Genomic DNA, 15,442 nt, shown 5'->3' on the forward strand with positions numbered 1-15,442 from the left:
AGGAACGAAGGAGTTCAGCATGGCTGAAGAAGAGATCAAAAAGGGCCTCGCCGGCGTCGTGGTGGATTACACCGCCGTCTCCAAGGTCAACTCGGACACGAACTCGCTGCTGTACCGGGGCTATCCGGTCCAGGAACTCGCAGCAAGATGCAGCTTCGAGGAGGTCGCGTACCTGCTCTGGAACGGCGAGCTACCGGATGCCGGGCAACTGGCCGCGTTCACGGCCCGGGAGCGCACCGGCCGCCCCTTGGATCCCGTGGTGAAGCAGGTGGTCGACACTTTGCCGGTCACGGCGCATCCCATGGATGTTTGCCGGACGGCTGCCTCCGTGATGGGCGCGCGCCATGAACTTGCCGAGGACTCCTCCCGGGAGGCCAACATGGCCAAGGCCGTGGACCTGTTCGCGGCCATGCCCGCCGTCGTCGCCTATGACCAGCGGCGCCGGCGCGGGCAGGAACTCGTGGAACCCCGCGATGACCTTGGCTACTCCGCCAACTTCCTGTGGATGGCCTTCGGTGAGGACGCCGTGGCGGAGGTCGTTGAAGCCTTCAACGTCTCGATGATTCTCTACGCCGAGCACTCCTTCAACGCCTCCACGTTTACGGCGCGCGTCATTACATCCACCCTGGCTGATCTGCACTCGGCGGTGACCGGCGCGATCGGTGCACTGAAAGGTCCGCTGCACGGCGGCGCCAACGAAGCCGTCATGCACACCTTCGACGAGATCGGCATCAGGTCCGAGGAATCCCTGGAGGAGGCCGCAGCCAGGGCCAAGGCCTGGATGGAAGACGCCCTGGCCCAGAAAAAGAAGGTGATGGGCTTCGGGCACCGCGTCTACAAGCACGGCGACTCCCGCGTGCCCACCATGAAGGCTGCCCTGGACAAGATGATCGCGCACTACGGCCGTCCCGAGCTGCTGGGGCTGTACAACGGGCTCGAGTCCGCGATGGATGAGGCCAAGGGCATCAAGCCGAACCTGGACTACCCGGCCGGCCCCACCTACCACCTCATGGGCTTCGACACAGAAATGTTCACGCCGCTGTTCGTCGCCAGCCGGATCACCGGCTGGACTGCCCACATCATGGAACAGGCCGCTTCCAACTCGCTGATCCGCCCCCTGAGCGCCTACAACGGCCCGGAGGAACGGCACGTCCCGTAGCTTCGATTTGCCTTCCGAGCGTACGACGCCGGGCCGGTCACCTTTTCGGGTGACCGGCCCGGCGTCGTTTCAGCAGGCCTCAGGACGTGATCTGCAGGCTCCGGATCATTGCCTTCAGTTTCAGGTATTCGGGTGTCTCCATGTAGGCCCTGGCCTCTGCCACGCTGGCAAACCGTGGTTCGGAGGCGTTTTGGACGGCCCGGTCTGCGAAGGACAACATTCCCCGCGGTGTGCCCGTGACCACTGTGTACATCAGGCAGTTGTCCTGCACTGACCCGCTGGACTTGTCCACCAGCCCCACCTGGTAGCTGAGTCCCTCGCCGTCGGACGTCTGGTCCATCACCCGGTAGGAGAACCGGACTGCCCGCTGTGCGGCCCAGTCTGCTGTCAGAGATGACGAGGCCGTATCAAGCTCAGTTATCTTGTGCGTCCCGTCCGTGCAGGCGCCGCCCAGGCCGCCGGCTGCACCGTGCACGAAATCCGCCACCGTCTTGCCCGCCCCGTCGGTCACCCGGATTCCCGAGCCCGGGTAGTCAGGCGTTCCGACAGTGACATCCTTCGCGGTCCAGCCCTGCGGCAGAACGAAGCTGGCCTTCCCGTCCTGGCTGACAAAGCGTGGGCTGATGGCCGTTTTGGCTGGCTGCAGTGCAAGGGAGATCAGCATGCGTTTGACGTCCTGGTACTCCTGCGTCCCCATGTAGGCCTTGGCCTCGGCAAGGGAATCAAACGTGAGCGGAGCGTCTTTTCCGTCGGCCATGAGCCAGGTGGTGTCGCCAAACTGCGGGATCGGAACGTTTTCCGGGCCCAGGATACCGTTGTACAAGCCACACGTGGTCGTTTGCGGAGCCAGGTCCTCGTCGGCAAGTGCCAGCGAGCCGTAGACCTTGTCTCCCTCTATGACGCGGAAGACAAAGGCGGACGGACCTTGGGCGGAATCCTGGCGCTTCCCGGCTTTCTGCGGGATGTCCACGACCACCGAGTCGAGGGTCTGGTATGGCTTCGGGTCCGGGCACGCTGGACCACCCGCTGAGTCATAGAGCAACCGCAGGGTGGCCTTGGTCTTGCCGGCGGCATTCTTCACTTCGACTGTGTTGTAGGAACCCCCGTCGATTGTGTGCGGGGCCTCTGACACGCTCCAGGCGGCGGGGTGTTCGAAGGTTGCCTGGCCGGTGGCGTCCGTGAAGGTGGTCCAAGCAACTGGCGCCGGGACCGGCTTCTGCGGAGGCGTCTCGGTCGCCGTCGTAGCTGCAGGGGTGGTCCGTGTTGCCGTCGGCTTCGCTGTTGCTGCTGCCGTGGTTTCAGACACGGTGGGCGCAACGGGGCCAGCGGGAGCGGGCGCCGAGGTCAGGGTCCCGAGGTTCGCTGCCACCAGGATGCCGGCCGTCACCGCCGCAGCGGTCAATGTAAGCACGCCGGCCAGGCGCGCCCGGCGCCTTTTCCGGTCCTCGAACCTCACCACGTCGGCGGGCAGGCTGTCGCTGAACATGGGCGCCCCTGCAAGCACTCTGCGCAGGGCCGCGTCAGCGTCGGGCACCTCTGCCGGGTCGTGACGGAGCGGGTCGGTCCCGGAAATCAGATTCTGGATCGGATCCATGTCATGCCCCCATCTTCTGCGTGATCGATCCGGCTGCCACCGGCATTTGCTTGCGGAAGGCGGCCCGCGCGCGGTGCAGACGTACCCTCGCGGCGGATTCGCTGCACTGAAGCACGCCCGCAATCTCCGCCATGCTCAGCTCGTCCCAGTAGGCCAGTTGGAGGATGTCGCGCTCACTCTCACGCAGGGCGGCCATCGCGTCCTGGACCACGAGGTCCCCGGACTCCCCGCCGGAGCGCAGCTCCGCCGCTGCCCGGAGCTTCTCCTGCAGCGCCAGCAGCCTGTCACGGCTGCGGTACGCGTTTCCAATCAGATTCCGCGCCACCGTCAACAGCCACGCGATGTCTGTCCGGGGCTCGTCACCCCATTTCTGCCAGACAACACGGAAGACGTCTGCTGCGAGCTCTTCAGCAAGCTCTGCCGACTCCACGCGCCGCCGGACGAATCTGTAAACCCGCGGATAGCTTTCCCTGTGAACGGCGACGAACGCCAGTTCGCGTTCCGATTCCACGCATCCCCCAAAACGAATGAAGTAGTGTCCTGCTTGGCAGGCTAACCGTATTGTTTCCGCTCCGGGGCCGGCTGTTACACACCCCGCGAAGAATATTCAGCGGAGGCCACAGTCTGGTTGTCATCGTTCAGGGTGATGACCGCAGCCACCGCTTCGCCACCCAGCGCGGCGGGGAGCCAGTGCTCGGCGTCCTGCCACATGCGCTCCAGGGGAAGCGCGGAGACAAGAAACCATTCCGGAATAATTTCTTCACTCTCCACGGGGTCGCCGATCCATCGGCGCGCGGTAAACAAGCGGGTGGACATGTTCCATTCCGGCCGGGCGGGAAAGACGAATTCGATCAGCCCAGCGTCGCGAAGGTCTTCCTCCAGGACCACCATTCCGGCTTCCTCGTGGACCTCACGGCAGGCCGCCTGCGCGTCGGTTTCGCCCTCCTCCACATGGCCGCCCAGGCCCACGATCTTCCCTACGCCGAACCCGGTCTTCTTAAGACCCAGCAGGACCTCCAGGCCCGCCGCACCGTCGCGAAGCATGAAACAGAGGGTTACGGGTGTCGACGTCATGGATAAACAGTAGCCCTCGCCCGGTCCGGTCCTGGGCGTCACGTCGGGATTCTGCGTGCGGCCCTACGCCTAGCCCAAAGCCCTCGGGTGGGCCGCGGCATAGATTTCACGGAGCGTGTCTGCCGTCACGAGGGTGTACACCTGTGTGGTGGTCACGGACGCGTGGCCCAGAAGTTCCTGGACCACCCTGACATCCGCTCCGCCTTCGAGCAGATGCGTGGCGAACGAGTGGCGAAGGGTGTGCGGCGAGACGTCCTTGGTGATGTTCGCCTTCTCCGCGGCAGCCTTCAGGATGGTCCAGGCGCTCTGCCTGCTGATGCGCCCACCCCTGGCGTTGAGGAAGAGCGCCGGCGTGCCGTTGCCCTTCGCTGCCAGCAGGGGGCGGCCCCGGACAAGGTAGGCGTCGAGTGCCCTGGCCCCATACGATCCGAGCGGAACCAGGCGCTCCTTGGAACCCTTGCCGAACAGCCGCACGATCGCCGGTCCGGCCTCGGCAGGCTGCAGCGAGATGTCGTCCACATCCAGTCCCACGGCCTCGCTGATGCGGGCACCGGTGGAATAGAGGAATTCAAGCAGTGCCCGGTCCCGCAGCCCGGTGGCGGTGTCGGTCCCGGCGGCTTCAAGAATCCTGGTGACTTCATCCACGGTGATGGCCTTGGGCAGCCTCTTCCCGGGCATTGGCGGGTGGACGTCGCTGGCCGGATCCGCCGTCGTCGTTCCTTCCAGCGCCCAGAACTTGTGCAGTCCCCGGACGGCGACCACGGTGCGGGCCGCCGAGCGTACGCCCAGGGGCGTCCCGCCGTCTGAACCGTCAGACAATGCCTGCGCGAAGCCCGTCACATGGTGGCGGGTGACGTCGCCGGGGCGGTTAATGCCTTCTGCGGCCAAGAAGTTGGAGTAGCGGGCAAGATCGCGGCGGTAGGCGGACAGGGTGTTGGCAGCGAGGCCGCGCTCCACACCCATGTGCTGGAGGTAGTCGGTCACGGCGCGGTCGATCGCCGTCCGCGGACGATCCTGGCTCGGGCGGCCCGGGGCCGGCGAAGCCTCAGCTGCTGCCGTGACTGCTGTCATCAGCGCTGGCTGGGATGGGCCGGCCAGGGCGCGTTGGCCGGCCGCAGATCGCCGAAGCCGTCTGCCTTCGCTGTTGCGGCGGCAAGGATTCCGACGACGGCAGACGGGTTGTGCAGGCGCCCTTCCAGCACCGCTGCCACCGCTTCCTCGAGCGGAATCCAGTGCAGTTCGATTTCTGCCTCTTCATCCGTGCGCACGTGAAGTTCGTGGTCCGGCACTTCGGTGAGCCCGCGGGCGAGGTAGATGCGGATCGCCTCGCTAGAGGATCCGGGTGAGTTGAAGAAATCCACCAGGACGTTCCAGGTGCTGGCCACGAGGTCCGCCTCTTCGGCGAGCTCCCGGGCGGCTCCCACCACGAAGTCCTCACCCTCCACGTCCAGCAGGCCCGCCGGGATCTCCCAGAGGTCCATTCCCACCGGGTGCCGGTACTGCTTGATCAGCAGCACCTCGCCGGCGTCATTCATGGGAAGCACGGCCACTGCCCCGGGGTGGTCGATGTAATCGCGGACCAGGGGGTCGCCCTCGTCGGTGAGCTTGAAGCTGTCGCTGACGACGTCCCAGATCCGGCCCTCGTAGACCTTCTCGGTGGACAGCAGACGGCGCGGGCTCGGCGCATCCGAAACCTGCCGTGCAGCAGGAGTGTTTTCAGAATTACCGGGCATCGCGCCGTCCTCCGTCGTTGGTGCTCTGGTCTACTTTGCGGTTACTTTGCGGGCTGTTGCTGCCGTCCCCGTTGCTTTCGTCCCCGTCACGTCCGTGCCCGTCACGCCCGCAGGGGTCTCGGAGATCCGAGCTGCAGAGGCCAGGGCGCCGTTGTCGGCGCTGCCGCTCTGGTGTTCCAGCGCAGCCTTGACCAGTCCGGCGAAGAGCGGGTGCGGCCGGGTGGGGCGCGAGCTCAGTTCGGGGTGGGCCTGCGTGGCGACATAGTACGGGTGTACTTCGCGGGGCAGTTCCACGTACTCGACGAGCTTCCCGTCCGGGGATGTTCCGGAGAACACGAGGCCCTGGGCGGCGATCTGCTCGCGGTACTTGTTGTTGACCTCGTAGCGGTGGCGGTGGCGTTCGCTGACGGTTGTGGTGCCGTACGTCTCCGCGATGACCGAACCTTCGTCCAGCTTGGCTTCGTACAGGCCCAGGCGCATGGTGCCGCCAAGGTCTCCCTTGCCTTCGACGATGTCCAGCTGCTCTTCCATCGTGGCGATCACCGGGTACTTGGAGTCCGGCTCGAATTCGCTCGAAGAAGCACCTTCGAGGCCAACCACATTGCGGGCGTACTCGATGACCATGCACTGCAGGCCGAGGCACAGGCCCAGTACCGGAAGCCGGGTTTCCCGGGCGAACTTCAGGGCGCCCAGCTTGCCCTCGAGGCCTCGGATGCCGAAGCCGCCGGGAACGCAGATGGCGTCCACGCCGTCCAGCGACCTGACGGCGCCTTCGTGGGTTTCGCATTCGTCGGACGGGACCCAGCGGATCTTGACCTTGGCGTCATTGGCGAAGCCGCCGGCGCGCAAAGCCTCCGTGACGGAGAGGTAGGCATCCGGCAGGTCGATGTACTTACCTACGAGGGCAATTTCAACCTCGTGCTTGGGGTTGTGGACGGCTTCCAGCAGCTTGTCCCAGCTGGTCCAGTCCACGTCCTTGAAGGGCAGGTCCAGGGCGCGGACGATGTAGGAGTCCAGTCCCTGGGAGTGCAGCGTCTTGGGGATGTCGTAGATGCTCGGGGCATCCGGGCAGCCGATGACGGCGTCGATGTCGACGTCGCACATGCGGCCGATCTTGTCGCGCATCGGCTGCGGGACTTCGCGGTCCGAACGGATCACGATCGCCTCCGGCTGAATACCGATGGAGCGCAGCGCCGCAACGGAGTGCTGCGTTGGCTTGGTCTTCAGTTCCTGCGACGGGCCGATGTACGGCACGAGGGAAACGTGGAGGAAAAAGACATTTCCGCGGCCGATGTCCTGGCGGACCTGGCGGGCGGACTCAAGGAAAGGCTGCGACTCGATGTCGCCTACCGTGCCGCCGATCTCGGTGATGATGACGTCGGGGGCGTTCTTGCCCTCGGCCGGCAGGCGCATCCGGCGCTTGATTTCATCGGTGATGTGAGGGATGACCTGGACGGTGTCACCCAGGTACTCGCCGCGGCGTTCCTTGGCGATGACCGTGGAGTACACCTGGCCAGTGGTGACGTTGGCCGAGCCTTCGAGGTTTTCATCGAGGAAGCGCTCGTAGTGGCCGACGTCGAGGTCGGTTTCGGCGCCATCGTCTGTGACGAAGACCTCGCCGTGCTGGAAGGGGTTCATCGTGCCCGGATCCACGTTCAGATAGGGATCGAGCTTCTGCATAGTTACAGACAAACCGCGTGCCCGCAGCAGGTGGCCGAGGCTCGAAGCCGTCAGTCCCTTGCCTAGCGAGGACGCCACACCACCGGTGACGAAGATGTGTTTGGTCGTCTTGGACGAGCCCGGGAACCGGGAATTTACACGGGAATTTGATCGCTGCACCACGGAATTCGAGCCTATCATCAATTGAGCCTTCCACGGATCGGGTAACGCGTCCCCAAATGCCTCAGTCTTCCGTGTCCGGGCGCTGGGGGCAAGGGCAGTGTGGGCAAGGGCCCTCCGGGCAAGGGCACCTGCGGCTCAGGCCCGTTGGGGCAGCAGCTTGGCATCGTCCAGCAGCTCCTGCGCATGCGCCTGCGCGGTTTCGGAGTCCTCCTGGCCGGCGAGCATCCGTGCCAGTTCCCTGACCCGCTCGGGCTCGTCCAGCAGTTGGACGTCACTGGAGGTGAACCCGGTGGCGGTGCCGCCGTCGGAGCCCCGCACGGAGGTCTTGGTGACCCGGATGTGCTGGTCCGCGAAGGCGGCCACCTGCGGCAGGTGGGTGACCACGAGCACCTGGACGTGGCGGGCCAGCATGGCCAGCCGGCGCCCGATTTCGACGGCGGCGCGGCCGCCGACACCCGCATCCACTTCGTCGAACACGAAGGTGGGGACAGGATCAACGGCTGCCAGCACCACCTCGATGGCGAGCATGACCCGGGAAAGCTCACCGCCGGAGGCGCCCTTGCCCAGCGGCCGCGCGGGAGCCCCCGAGTGCGGCCGCAGCAGGAAGGAAATCTCGTCCGCGCCGTAGGGGCCCAACTGGCCAGCGGCCTCGAGGTTGATGACCAGGGTGGCATCCGCCATGGCGAGGGCCTTCAGCTCAGCGCTGACCCTGGCCGAGAGCTCCTTGGCCGCCTTGGCCCGAATTTTGCTGATCGCAGCGGCCCGTTTTGTGAGTTCCGCCTCCGCCCGTGCCACTTCGGCGTCAAGGGCCTCGATCCGGGTGGAGTCGTCCTGCAGTTCATCGAAGCGGACGCGGGCGTTTTCCGCCCAGACGAGGACTTCATCGATGCTCGGCGCGTACTTGCGGACAAGTTTTGCCAGTGCGGCACGGCGGTCTTCGATCTCGGCCAGCCGCTCCGGGCCTTCCGAATCCAGGCCGGCCTGATAGCTGGCAAGCTCCGTGGCGATGTCGTTGAGCAGGAAGCCCACCTCCGCGAGGCGCGCGGCGGCCGCGCCAAGCTCTTCGTCATGCTCCGATACGTTCTCCAGCGTCCGCTTTGCCGCATCCACGAGGGTCGTGGCGTCGCCGGTGTCGCCGAAGTCCTCGGCGATGAGTGCCTGGTGTGCGGTGGTGGCCGCGATGCGGAGTTCCTCGACGTTGGCCAGCTTCACGGCCTCGGCCTTGAGGGTGTCGTCTTCGCCCGGCTGGGGGTCAACGGCGTCGATTTCCGCCAGCGAAATCTCGAGCGACTCGGCCTCGCGGAGCCGGTCCCGCGCTGCGCTGCGGAGCGCTTCCAGCTCGGCCTGGCTGGACTTCCATGAGCCGTAGAGTTCCTGGAAGCCGCCCAGGGTTGCGGCCAGGTTTTCCCCCGCGAACTTGTCCAGTGCTTCGCGCTGGGCGGTCGCGCTCTTCAGCCTGATCTGGTCGGACTGTCCGTGCACCACCACAAGCGATTCGCCGATTTCGGCGAGCACGCCCACGGGGGCAGACCGACCGCCAAGGAACGCACGGCTGCGTCCGTCCGCCCCCAGGCGCCGTGACAGCAGCAGTTCCGCCCCGCCGTCGAACTCCTCGATCTCGGCGCCGGCGTCCCGGGCGCGTCCCAAGGCAAAATGCCCGGTGTCGAGCCTGACCACGGCTTCCGCGGAGGCGCTCTTGGCGCCGCTGCGGACGGCACCGGCGTCGGACCGGGCACCGAGCAACAGCCCGACGGCGGTAACCACCATGGTCTTGCCGGCGCCGGTCTCGCCGGTGACAACGCTCAGTCCGGGGCCCAGCGGCAGCGTGGCGTCGGTGATGACGCCCAGGTCGCGGATTCTCAGTTCTTCAAGCATGGATCACTTCCCCGTCGGAGGATCGGAATCTTCATCAGGCCCGGCGAAAGGCTGCGCGGCCCGAGGCAGGCCGTCAAGGCTTGGCGCGGACAGGGGCGCCATGGGCCGGGGCGTGCGCACGATCGGCACCGGGCCGGTGTGCACCTCCTCGGACTGCGGCACGGGGCCGCGCCAGCCGTGAATCGGCAGTTGGAACTTGCGGACGAGCCGCCCCGAAAACGGCGTCTGGTGGGTGCGCGCCAAGCGGACGGGAGTAGCTGACTTGGTGACCTCAACACGGGCGCCGGGCGGAAGGTCAACCGAGCGGCGGCCGTCGCACCACAGCACGCCCTGGGCGTCCGTCCGGTTCAGGACCTCCACAGCCAGCCGTGACCGGGGCGAGACCACCAGTGGCTTGGCGAACAGTGCATGGGCGCTGATGGGGACGATCACCAGGGCTTCGACTTCAGGCCACACGACCGGGCCGCCGGCAGAAAAGGCGTAGGCCGTGGACCCCGTGGGCGTGGCGAGTACCACGCCGTCGCAGCCAAAGGACGTCAGCGGACGCTCGTCCACTTCGGTGACCACCTCGAGCATCCGTTCCCGGTTCCCTTTTTCGATGGCCGCCTCGTTGAGGGCCCACGTGTGCCAGATTTTCTGACCGCGCACCCAGACCTGGACGTCGATGGTCATCCGCTCCTCCACCGTGTAATCGCGGCTGGCGATCCATTCGACGGTCTGCGTGAGGTCCGCCCTCTCGCTTTCGGCCAGGAAGCCGACGTGGCCCAGGTTCACGCCGAGCAGGGGAACGTCCACTTCGCGGACCAGTTCCGCGGCGCGAAGGATGGTGCCGTCACCGCCGAGCACCATGACGAGCTCGACGTCGGGCAGTTGGACGTGGTCGTGCAGGACCTCGACAGGCTGCTCCAGCCGCCCGAAGAAACCCTCCATGTCGCCCAGTTCTGACTTTTGCATCACCGGGACAATGCCGGAAGCGTGCAGCTGGGCGCACGCTTCCCAGGCAGCCTTCAGGGATTCTTCGCGGCCGGTATGGGCAAGTACCAGTACACGCCTGCTCATCGGTTCCGCTCTCTAGTGGTTCGGCCAGATATTTCCGAGCAACGCAGCCACTGCTGCGTCCCGCTCTTCGATCTTAGGCAAGTCTTCGGCAATTCTTCGTTTTATCCACAGGAAGTATTCGACATTTCCGTCCTGCCCGGGCAGCGGACTCGTGGCCAGTCCGCGCAGTTCCAGGCCTGCGTCGATGGCAGCACTCGCCACTTTACCGACAGCCATCCGGCGTTCGCGCTCTGAGGTGACCACGCCGGTGCGTCCCAGCCGGTCCTTGCCGATCTCGAACTGAGGCTTGACCATGAGCACCAGGTCACCGCCCGGGCCGGTGCACGCCGCCAGCGGCGCCAGGACCAGTGTCAGCGAAATGAAGGACAGGTCCGCCACCGTCAGCTCAACGGTGCCGCCGATGTGGTCCGGGTCCATATAGCGGACGTTCAGTCCCTCATAGACGCTCACCCGAGGATCGCTGCGGAGCTGAGGCACCAACTGGCCGTGCCCGACGTCGACCGCCACCACATGGGCGGCGCCCCGCCGCAGCAGGACGTCGGTAAAGCCGCCCGTGGAGGCACCGGCGTCAAGGCACCTTTTGCCCCCGACAACGACGGCGGGAAACGCGTCCAGCGCGCCGGCCAGCTTGTGGCCGGCCCGGCTGACGTAGGTGTCGGTGGCATCTTCCGCCACCGTGAGCTCACGGTCGTCCGGCACTTGGAGCGACGCCTTCGCCAGCACGTCGCCGGCAGAAGACACCTTGCCCTCGGCGATGAGCCGCGCCGCATGCGTGCGCGACCGCGCAAGGCCGCGGCTGACGAGCATCTGGTCGAGTCTGATCATGTCAGGCGGCGCCGGCCCCGGACGGAGTGTCATCGTTCAGCGCTTCGAGCAAGGCGTCGTGCATCGCTGTGTAGGCCGCAGGATGCTCGGAAACGGGCAATCCGGGGATCTCCCGCACCTGGTCCAGGATCTCGTGGACCGTGCCGTCGACAACAGAGATGCCCTCGGATCCACCCGCGCCAGAATCGGCGGGCGGCGGTTCAGGCCAGGACACCAACGAGGCAGCCTCGACGTGCGAGTCAGGATTCAGCTCTGTCATGGCACCAGTCTATTGACCGAGCCATTCAAGCACGGGAGCTGTGGCCTCTGCAGCGTTCGGGTGCGCCTCCCACCAGGCGGCACAGGCTGCACGCCACGAATCGAGGCTTTCCTTGTTGCCGCTGATGCGTACACTCTCTCCGACTACTGAGGCAGTCGAATCACCGCAGCGGAACGCGCCGCCGTCATTCTCCACCGCGGGATACGGCTGGTACAGCCCGGTCAGGTCCTGGATGACGAAGGCGGGCCGTTCGTCCGTGCGCGCCGCCAGGATCGATTCCCGGGTGTCGACGCCGGTCAGGACGGCCACTGTGGCGAAGCCGGCTCTGTTGCCGCCCAGGATGTCGGTATCCAGCCGGTCGCCCACCACGAGCGGCCGCTCCGCCCCGAGGCGCTTGGCCGCAGCGTGGAACAGCGGAGCTTCGGGCTTGCCTGCGACACGCGGCGCCTGGCGCGTTGCCGCCGTGACGGCGGCAACGAGGGTGCCGTTACCGGGCGCCATTCCGCGGGCCTGGGGAATGGACATGTCCGTGTTGGTGGCCACCCACAATGCCCCGCCGGCCACGACGTACGCAGCTTCCGCCAAGTCCTTCCACCCGATTTCCGGGTTGAAGCCCTGCACCACGGCCACAGGGTTGCCCTCGGCGCTATGCACGGGTTTGAGGCCCACGAGCGCGATTTCGTGGGCAAGGGCCGGGCTGCCGGTGATCAGGATGGCGGATCCGGCCGGAACCAATGATGCCAGCAGCTCGGCTGCAGCCTGCGAGGAACTCACCACCTGGTGGTCTTCGGCGGGGGCGCCGAGTTCACGCAGGTGGGCAGCGACCTGCGCCGGCGTCCGGGAGGCGTTGTTGGTCACGTAACCAAGGCCGACGCCGACGCCATCCAGTCGCCGCAGCGATTCCACCGCTCCCGGGATGGCATGGGGGCCTGCGTAGACCACACCGTCCAGATCGGAGAGCAGTGCGTCGAACCGCGAAATCAGGTGTGTGTCATCCATTCGTGCCTAGTCCTCCGAACCTTCGGGCCTGCGGTCCTCGTGGTCCGATTCGTATTCTTCAGGCTGGATGTCACCGGTCTGGGCGTCACCGGCGTGGGCGTCACCGGCGTTCTCTGACTCCATTTCCTCGGCGTCGTCCGTCTCAGCGGAGTCGGCGTCGGACTCGGCGTCATCGGACTCAAAGTAGTCGGAGCCGGCGTCGTCAACGTTGTCAATCGCTGACGACTGATCGGCCGCGGAGCCGGCGGCACCGGCCTCCGGGCTGGCCTCGGCAGCCTGCTGCGCGGAAGAAGGGCGTGCCTGCTCGGGAGCCGCGTCTGCGGCCGCCTGGGTTATCAGCCGCCGGCGTTCGGCTTCCTCGCGTGCCTCCTCTTCCTCGTCCCAGCCGAGGTCGATGATGTCTGGTTCCTCGGATATTCCGGTGCCCAGGGCATCCTCGGCGACCGTGGCCTGGCGTTGCCACTTCCCGGCCTCGGCTCCACGTCCGGCGGCGCCCAGGGCATCTGCATAGGCCCGGAACAGCCGCGGGCTGTAGGAGAAGGCACGATTGATGTCCAGTTGCGGGATCTCCAGCTCGGCGACGGCAGCATCAAGCTGTCCGAGGTCCGAGCGGGCACCGGAGGCGACTATGGCCAGCTCCACCTTGCCCGGTGCGTCCAGGTCCTGGGCTTCCTCCGAGCGGACAACGTCCAAGGCACGGTCGGGCCGCCCGAGGCCACGTTCGCAATCCGCCATGACTGGCAGGTGCACGTTGGAGCCGCTGATCCTGCGGTAGGTCCGGAACTCACGCAGAGCTTCGCCGTAGTGTCCGGCGGCGTAGGCCGTCAGGCCCACGGCTTCGCGGACAGCCGCGAGGCGCCCGCCGCGCCGGCTGGCGGCCAAGGCGTGCTGGAAGGCGAGCTCGGGCTCTTCGTCGATGAGGCGACCGGCCATCACAAGGTGGCGGGCCACCCATTCAGCGCTCTTGGCTTCAAGGGTCTTGATCTGGTGCTGTGTGGCGCGGTCCAGCTCCTTGCCCGTGACATCCTCGTCGATCTCGGGAGAACGCTCACGGTCCGGGCGGTTGGCGCTGCGCAGGTCCCGGGCGTTGGGGACACGGACCGGGCGATCTTCGTCCCTGTCGCGGCCGAACTGGCGCGGGCCGGAGTCGCCTCGGTCAAAGCTGCGCGGTGCCCTGTCCTGCCTGTCGCCGAACGGCTTGCGGTTGTCGCCGCCGCCAAAGCTGCGGCGGTCGCCTTCGCCTTCACGGCGCGGACGGTCACCGAACGGCTTACGGTCACGGTCACCGAAACTGCGGCGGTCGCCTTCGCCTTCACGGCGCGGACGGTCACCGAACGGCTTACGGTCACGGTCACCAAACGGCTTACGSTCACGGTCACCGAACGGCTTACGCTCACCCTCACCTTCACGGCGCGGACGATCACCGAACGGCTTACGGTCACGGTCACCAAACGGCTTACGCTCACCCTCACCTTCACGGCGCGGACGATCACCGAACGGCTTACGGTCACGGTCACCAAACGGCTTACGGTCACGGTCACCAAACGGCTTACGCTCACCCTCGCCCTCACGGCGCGGACGATCACCGAACGGCTTACGCTCACCCTCACCTTCACGGCGCGGACGATCACCGAACGGCTTACGCTCACGATCGCCGTCGGGACGGCGGGGGCCATCTGAGCCCCGCCCGTCCTGGGCGCGGAATCCGCGCGGATCTCCACCGGAGTTGTTGGTGCCACGGAATGATCCGCCGTTGGAGCCGCGGTCACCTCCGGAGTGTCGGCGGTCTTGTCCGCCGCGATTGCCGCCGTTGTGCTCAGCCATGGTGGATTCCTCCTGTAGTGAGCCGACCACTGGCGCAATGCGCAGCCGCTCTTATCCTTGTTTTCTTGTCCGTGCGCAACCCGAGGTAAAGCACCACGAAGCTCGCATACCTCATGCAATTCTAGGCGAGAGCCCGCGGGACGACTAACGGGAAAGCCGCCAGAAGGAGCTTCGTGGGAATGCTCACAACCAGGTTCCTGGTGGACCCCAACGGCGTCGGCGCAGGAAGTGAGAGACGGTTCATCGTCTAGCCACCGACGCTCTCTCACTTCCCACGGTAAAGTCAACGACGCTCTCTCACTTCCTGCGGGGAGAATTACGGACGCTCTCTCACTTCCCACGGTAAAGTCAACGACGCTCTCTCACTTCCTGCGGGGAGAATTACGGACGCTCCCCTCACTTCCTGGGGGAAAGTCACCGACGCTCCCCTCACTTCCTGCGGGTACGACGGCGGCGTGCTTGCCTGGGTGCCCGGGCCGACCTTGGTGGGGTGAGAGAGCGTTGCCCAGGAAGCTGCAGGAAGTGAGTGAGGGTCCCTTGTTTCGGTGCAGGAAGTGAGAGAGCGTGCCTATAAATCTCGGCCGGTGCAAAACCCCTGCCGTTGAGTCTGTCGGCACCGCGGCCGGGCAGTGGCGGGGCCGTGCTGGCAGGGCCCGTCGACTCCGGGGGGATATTTGGGGTTAAAGAGCGAAGGCCCCGACATTTGCTGTCGGGGCCTTGGCCGTAAATAGTGTCCGGCGGTGACCTACTCTCCCACACCCTCCCGGGTGCAGTACCATCGGCGCTGTGGGTCTTAGCTTCCGGGTTCGGAATGGGACCGGGCGTTTCCCCCACGCTATGACCGCCGTAACCCTTGTACCCGAACCCCTGGGGGGGTTGGGAAATCTGGTGGTTACAACTTCCTGTGCCGTTCCTCTCTTTCGAGGGCGGGCCCAGGGTGTGGTGTTGTTATTTTGTTGTTGGTTCTCAAGCAACGGGTTTGTTGGTTGGGAACCACATAGTGGACGCGGGCAGTCTTGTTATCTTCGTACCATTGTGGGTGTGAACGTCTTTTGAATCCGTTCACCAATGGTGTGTGGTGTAAGTTATCGGCCTATTAGTACCGGTCAGCTTCACGAGTCGTTAGTCCTCGCTTCCACATCCGGCCTATCAACCCAGTGGTCTGGCTGGGGGCCTCTCACACACAAGGTGTATGGAAA

At 65.9% G+C, this 15,442-nt stretch carries 14 protein-coding genes and 2 rRNA genes; 2 read left to right on the forward strand and 14 right to left on the reverse strand.

From position 1 onward, the window contains the following. Window positions 1–19 precede the first annotated feature (19 nt). On the forward strand, window positions 20–1,159 hold the full coding sequence (locus AC1D14_RS13570) for a bifunctional 2-methylcitrate synthase/citrate synthase (RefSeq protein WP_476968638.1): 1,140 nt from the start codon (window positions 20–22) through the stop codon (window positions 1,157–1,159). Window positions 1,160–1,238: 79 nt separating this feature from the next. Here AC1D14_RS13570 and AC1D14_RS13575 read toward each other — a convergent pair whose 3' ends face one another. The 12 genes from AC1D14_RS13575 to AC1D14_RS13630 form a co-directional block, all read right to left on the reverse strand. Continuing rightward, window positions 1,239–2,753, reverse strand: coding sequence for a hypothetical protein (locus tag AC1D14_RS13575; protein WP_476968639.1), 1,515 nt, complete (start codon window positions 2,751–2,753; stop codon window positions 1,239–1,241). Between the two features lies 1 nt (window position 2,754). Beyond that, window positions 2,755–3,264, reverse strand: a complete 510-nt coding sequence (locus AC1D14_RS13580; RefSeq protein WP_230117719.1) for an RNA polymerase sigma factor — start codon at window positions 3,262–3,264, stop codon at window positions 2,755–2,757. Window positions 3,265–3,338: 74 nt separating this feature from the next. Further along, window positions 3,339–3,827, reverse strand: a complete 489-nt coding sequence (locus AC1D14_RS13585; RefSeq protein WP_476968640.1) for an 8-oxo-dGTP diphosphatase — start codon at window positions 3,825–3,827, stop codon at window positions 3,339–3,341. A 69-nt stretch (window positions 3,828–3,896) separates the two neighbouring features. Continuing rightward, window positions 3,897–4,898, reverse strand: a complete 1,002-nt coding sequence (xerD, locus tag AC1D14_RS13590) for a site-specific tyrosine recombinase XerD (protein WP_476968641.1) — start codon at window positions 4,896–4,898, stop codon at window positions 3,897–3,899. Then, complete coding sequence (locus AC1D14_RS13595) at window positions 4,898–5,560, reverse strand: NUDIX domain-containing protein (protein WP_230117721.1); 663 nt, start codon at window positions 5,558–5,560, stop codon at window positions 4,898–4,900. Before AC1D14_RS13595 ends, xerD begins: the two co-directional genes overlap by 1 nt. Window positions 5,561–5,590: 30 nt before the next feature. Next, a complete protein-coding gene (locus AC1D14_RS13600; protein WP_230117722.1) occupies window positions 5,591–7,420 on the reverse strand; it encodes a CTP synthase in 1,830 nt (609 codons plus the stop codon). A 117-nt stretch (window positions 7,421–7,537) separates the two neighbouring features. Continuing rightward, window positions 7,538–9,277 (reverse strand): DNA repair protein RecN, encoded by a 1,740-nt coding sequence (recN, locus tag AC1D14_RS13605; RefSeq protein ID WP_230117723.1) that lies wholly within the window; start codon window positions 9,275–9,277, stop codon window positions 7,538–7,540. A gap of 3 nt (window positions 9,278–9,280) precedes the next feature. Further along, window positions 9,281–10,336 carry an NAD kinase gene (locus AC1D14_RS13610; RefSeq protein ID WP_230117724.1) on the reverse strand — a complete coding sequence of 352 codons (1,056 nt, stop codon included), beginning with the start codon at window positions 10,334–10,336 and terminating at the stop codon, window positions 9,281–9,283. A gap of 12 nt (window positions 10,337–10,348) precedes the next feature. After that, window positions 10,349–11,161 carry a TlyA family RNA methyltransferase gene (locus AC1D14_RS13615; RefSeq protein ID WP_230117725.1) on the reverse strand — a complete coding sequence of 271 codons (813 nt, stop codon included), beginning with the start codon at window positions 11,159–11,161 and terminating at the stop codon, window positions 10,349–10,351. Window position 11,162: 1 nt separating this feature from the next. Then, window positions 11,163–11,420: a hypothetical protein gene (locus AC1D14_RS13620; protein WP_230117726.1), complete on the reverse strand. Its 258-nt coding sequence runs from the start codon at window positions 11,418–11,420 to the stop codon at window positions 11,163–11,165. A 9-nt stretch (window positions 11,421–11,429) separates the two neighbouring features. Beyond that, window positions 11,430–12,419, reverse strand: coding sequence for an HAD-IIA family hydrolase (locus tag AC1D14_RS13625; protein ID WP_230117727.1), 990 nt, complete (start codon window positions 12,417–12,419; stop codon window positions 11,430–11,432). Between the two features lie 6 nt (window positions 12,420–12,425). Further along, a complete protein-coding gene (locus AC1D14_RS13630) occupies window positions 12,426–13,370 on the reverse strand; it encodes a hypothetical protein (RefSeq protein ID WP_230117728.1) in 945 nt (314 codons plus the stop codon). Between the two features lie 36 nt (window positions 13,371–13,406). Between AC1D14_RS13630 and AC1D14_RS13635 the strand changes: the two genes are divergently transcribed. Continuing rightward, window positions 13,407–14,099: a hypothetical protein gene (locus AC1D14_RS13635; RefSeq protein WP_476968642.1), complete on the forward strand. Its 693-nt coding sequence runs from the start codon at window positions 13,407–13,409 to the stop codon at window positions 14,097–14,099. A gap of 876 nt (window positions 14,100–14,975) precedes the next feature. Here AC1D14_RS13635 and rrf read toward each other — a convergent pair. Both rrf and AC1D14_RS13645 read right to left on the reverse strand, forming a co-directional pair. After that, window positions 14,976–15,092, reverse strand: a 5S ribosomal RNA gene (rrf, locus tag AC1D14_RS13640). 226 nt (window positions 15,093–15,318) lie between these two features. Next, window positions 15,319–15,442 (reverse strand): 23S ribosomal RNA (locus tag AC1D14_RS13645); the annotation flags it as partial.

This window comes from Arthrobacter sp. P1_B11 (genome assembly GCF_056406715.1).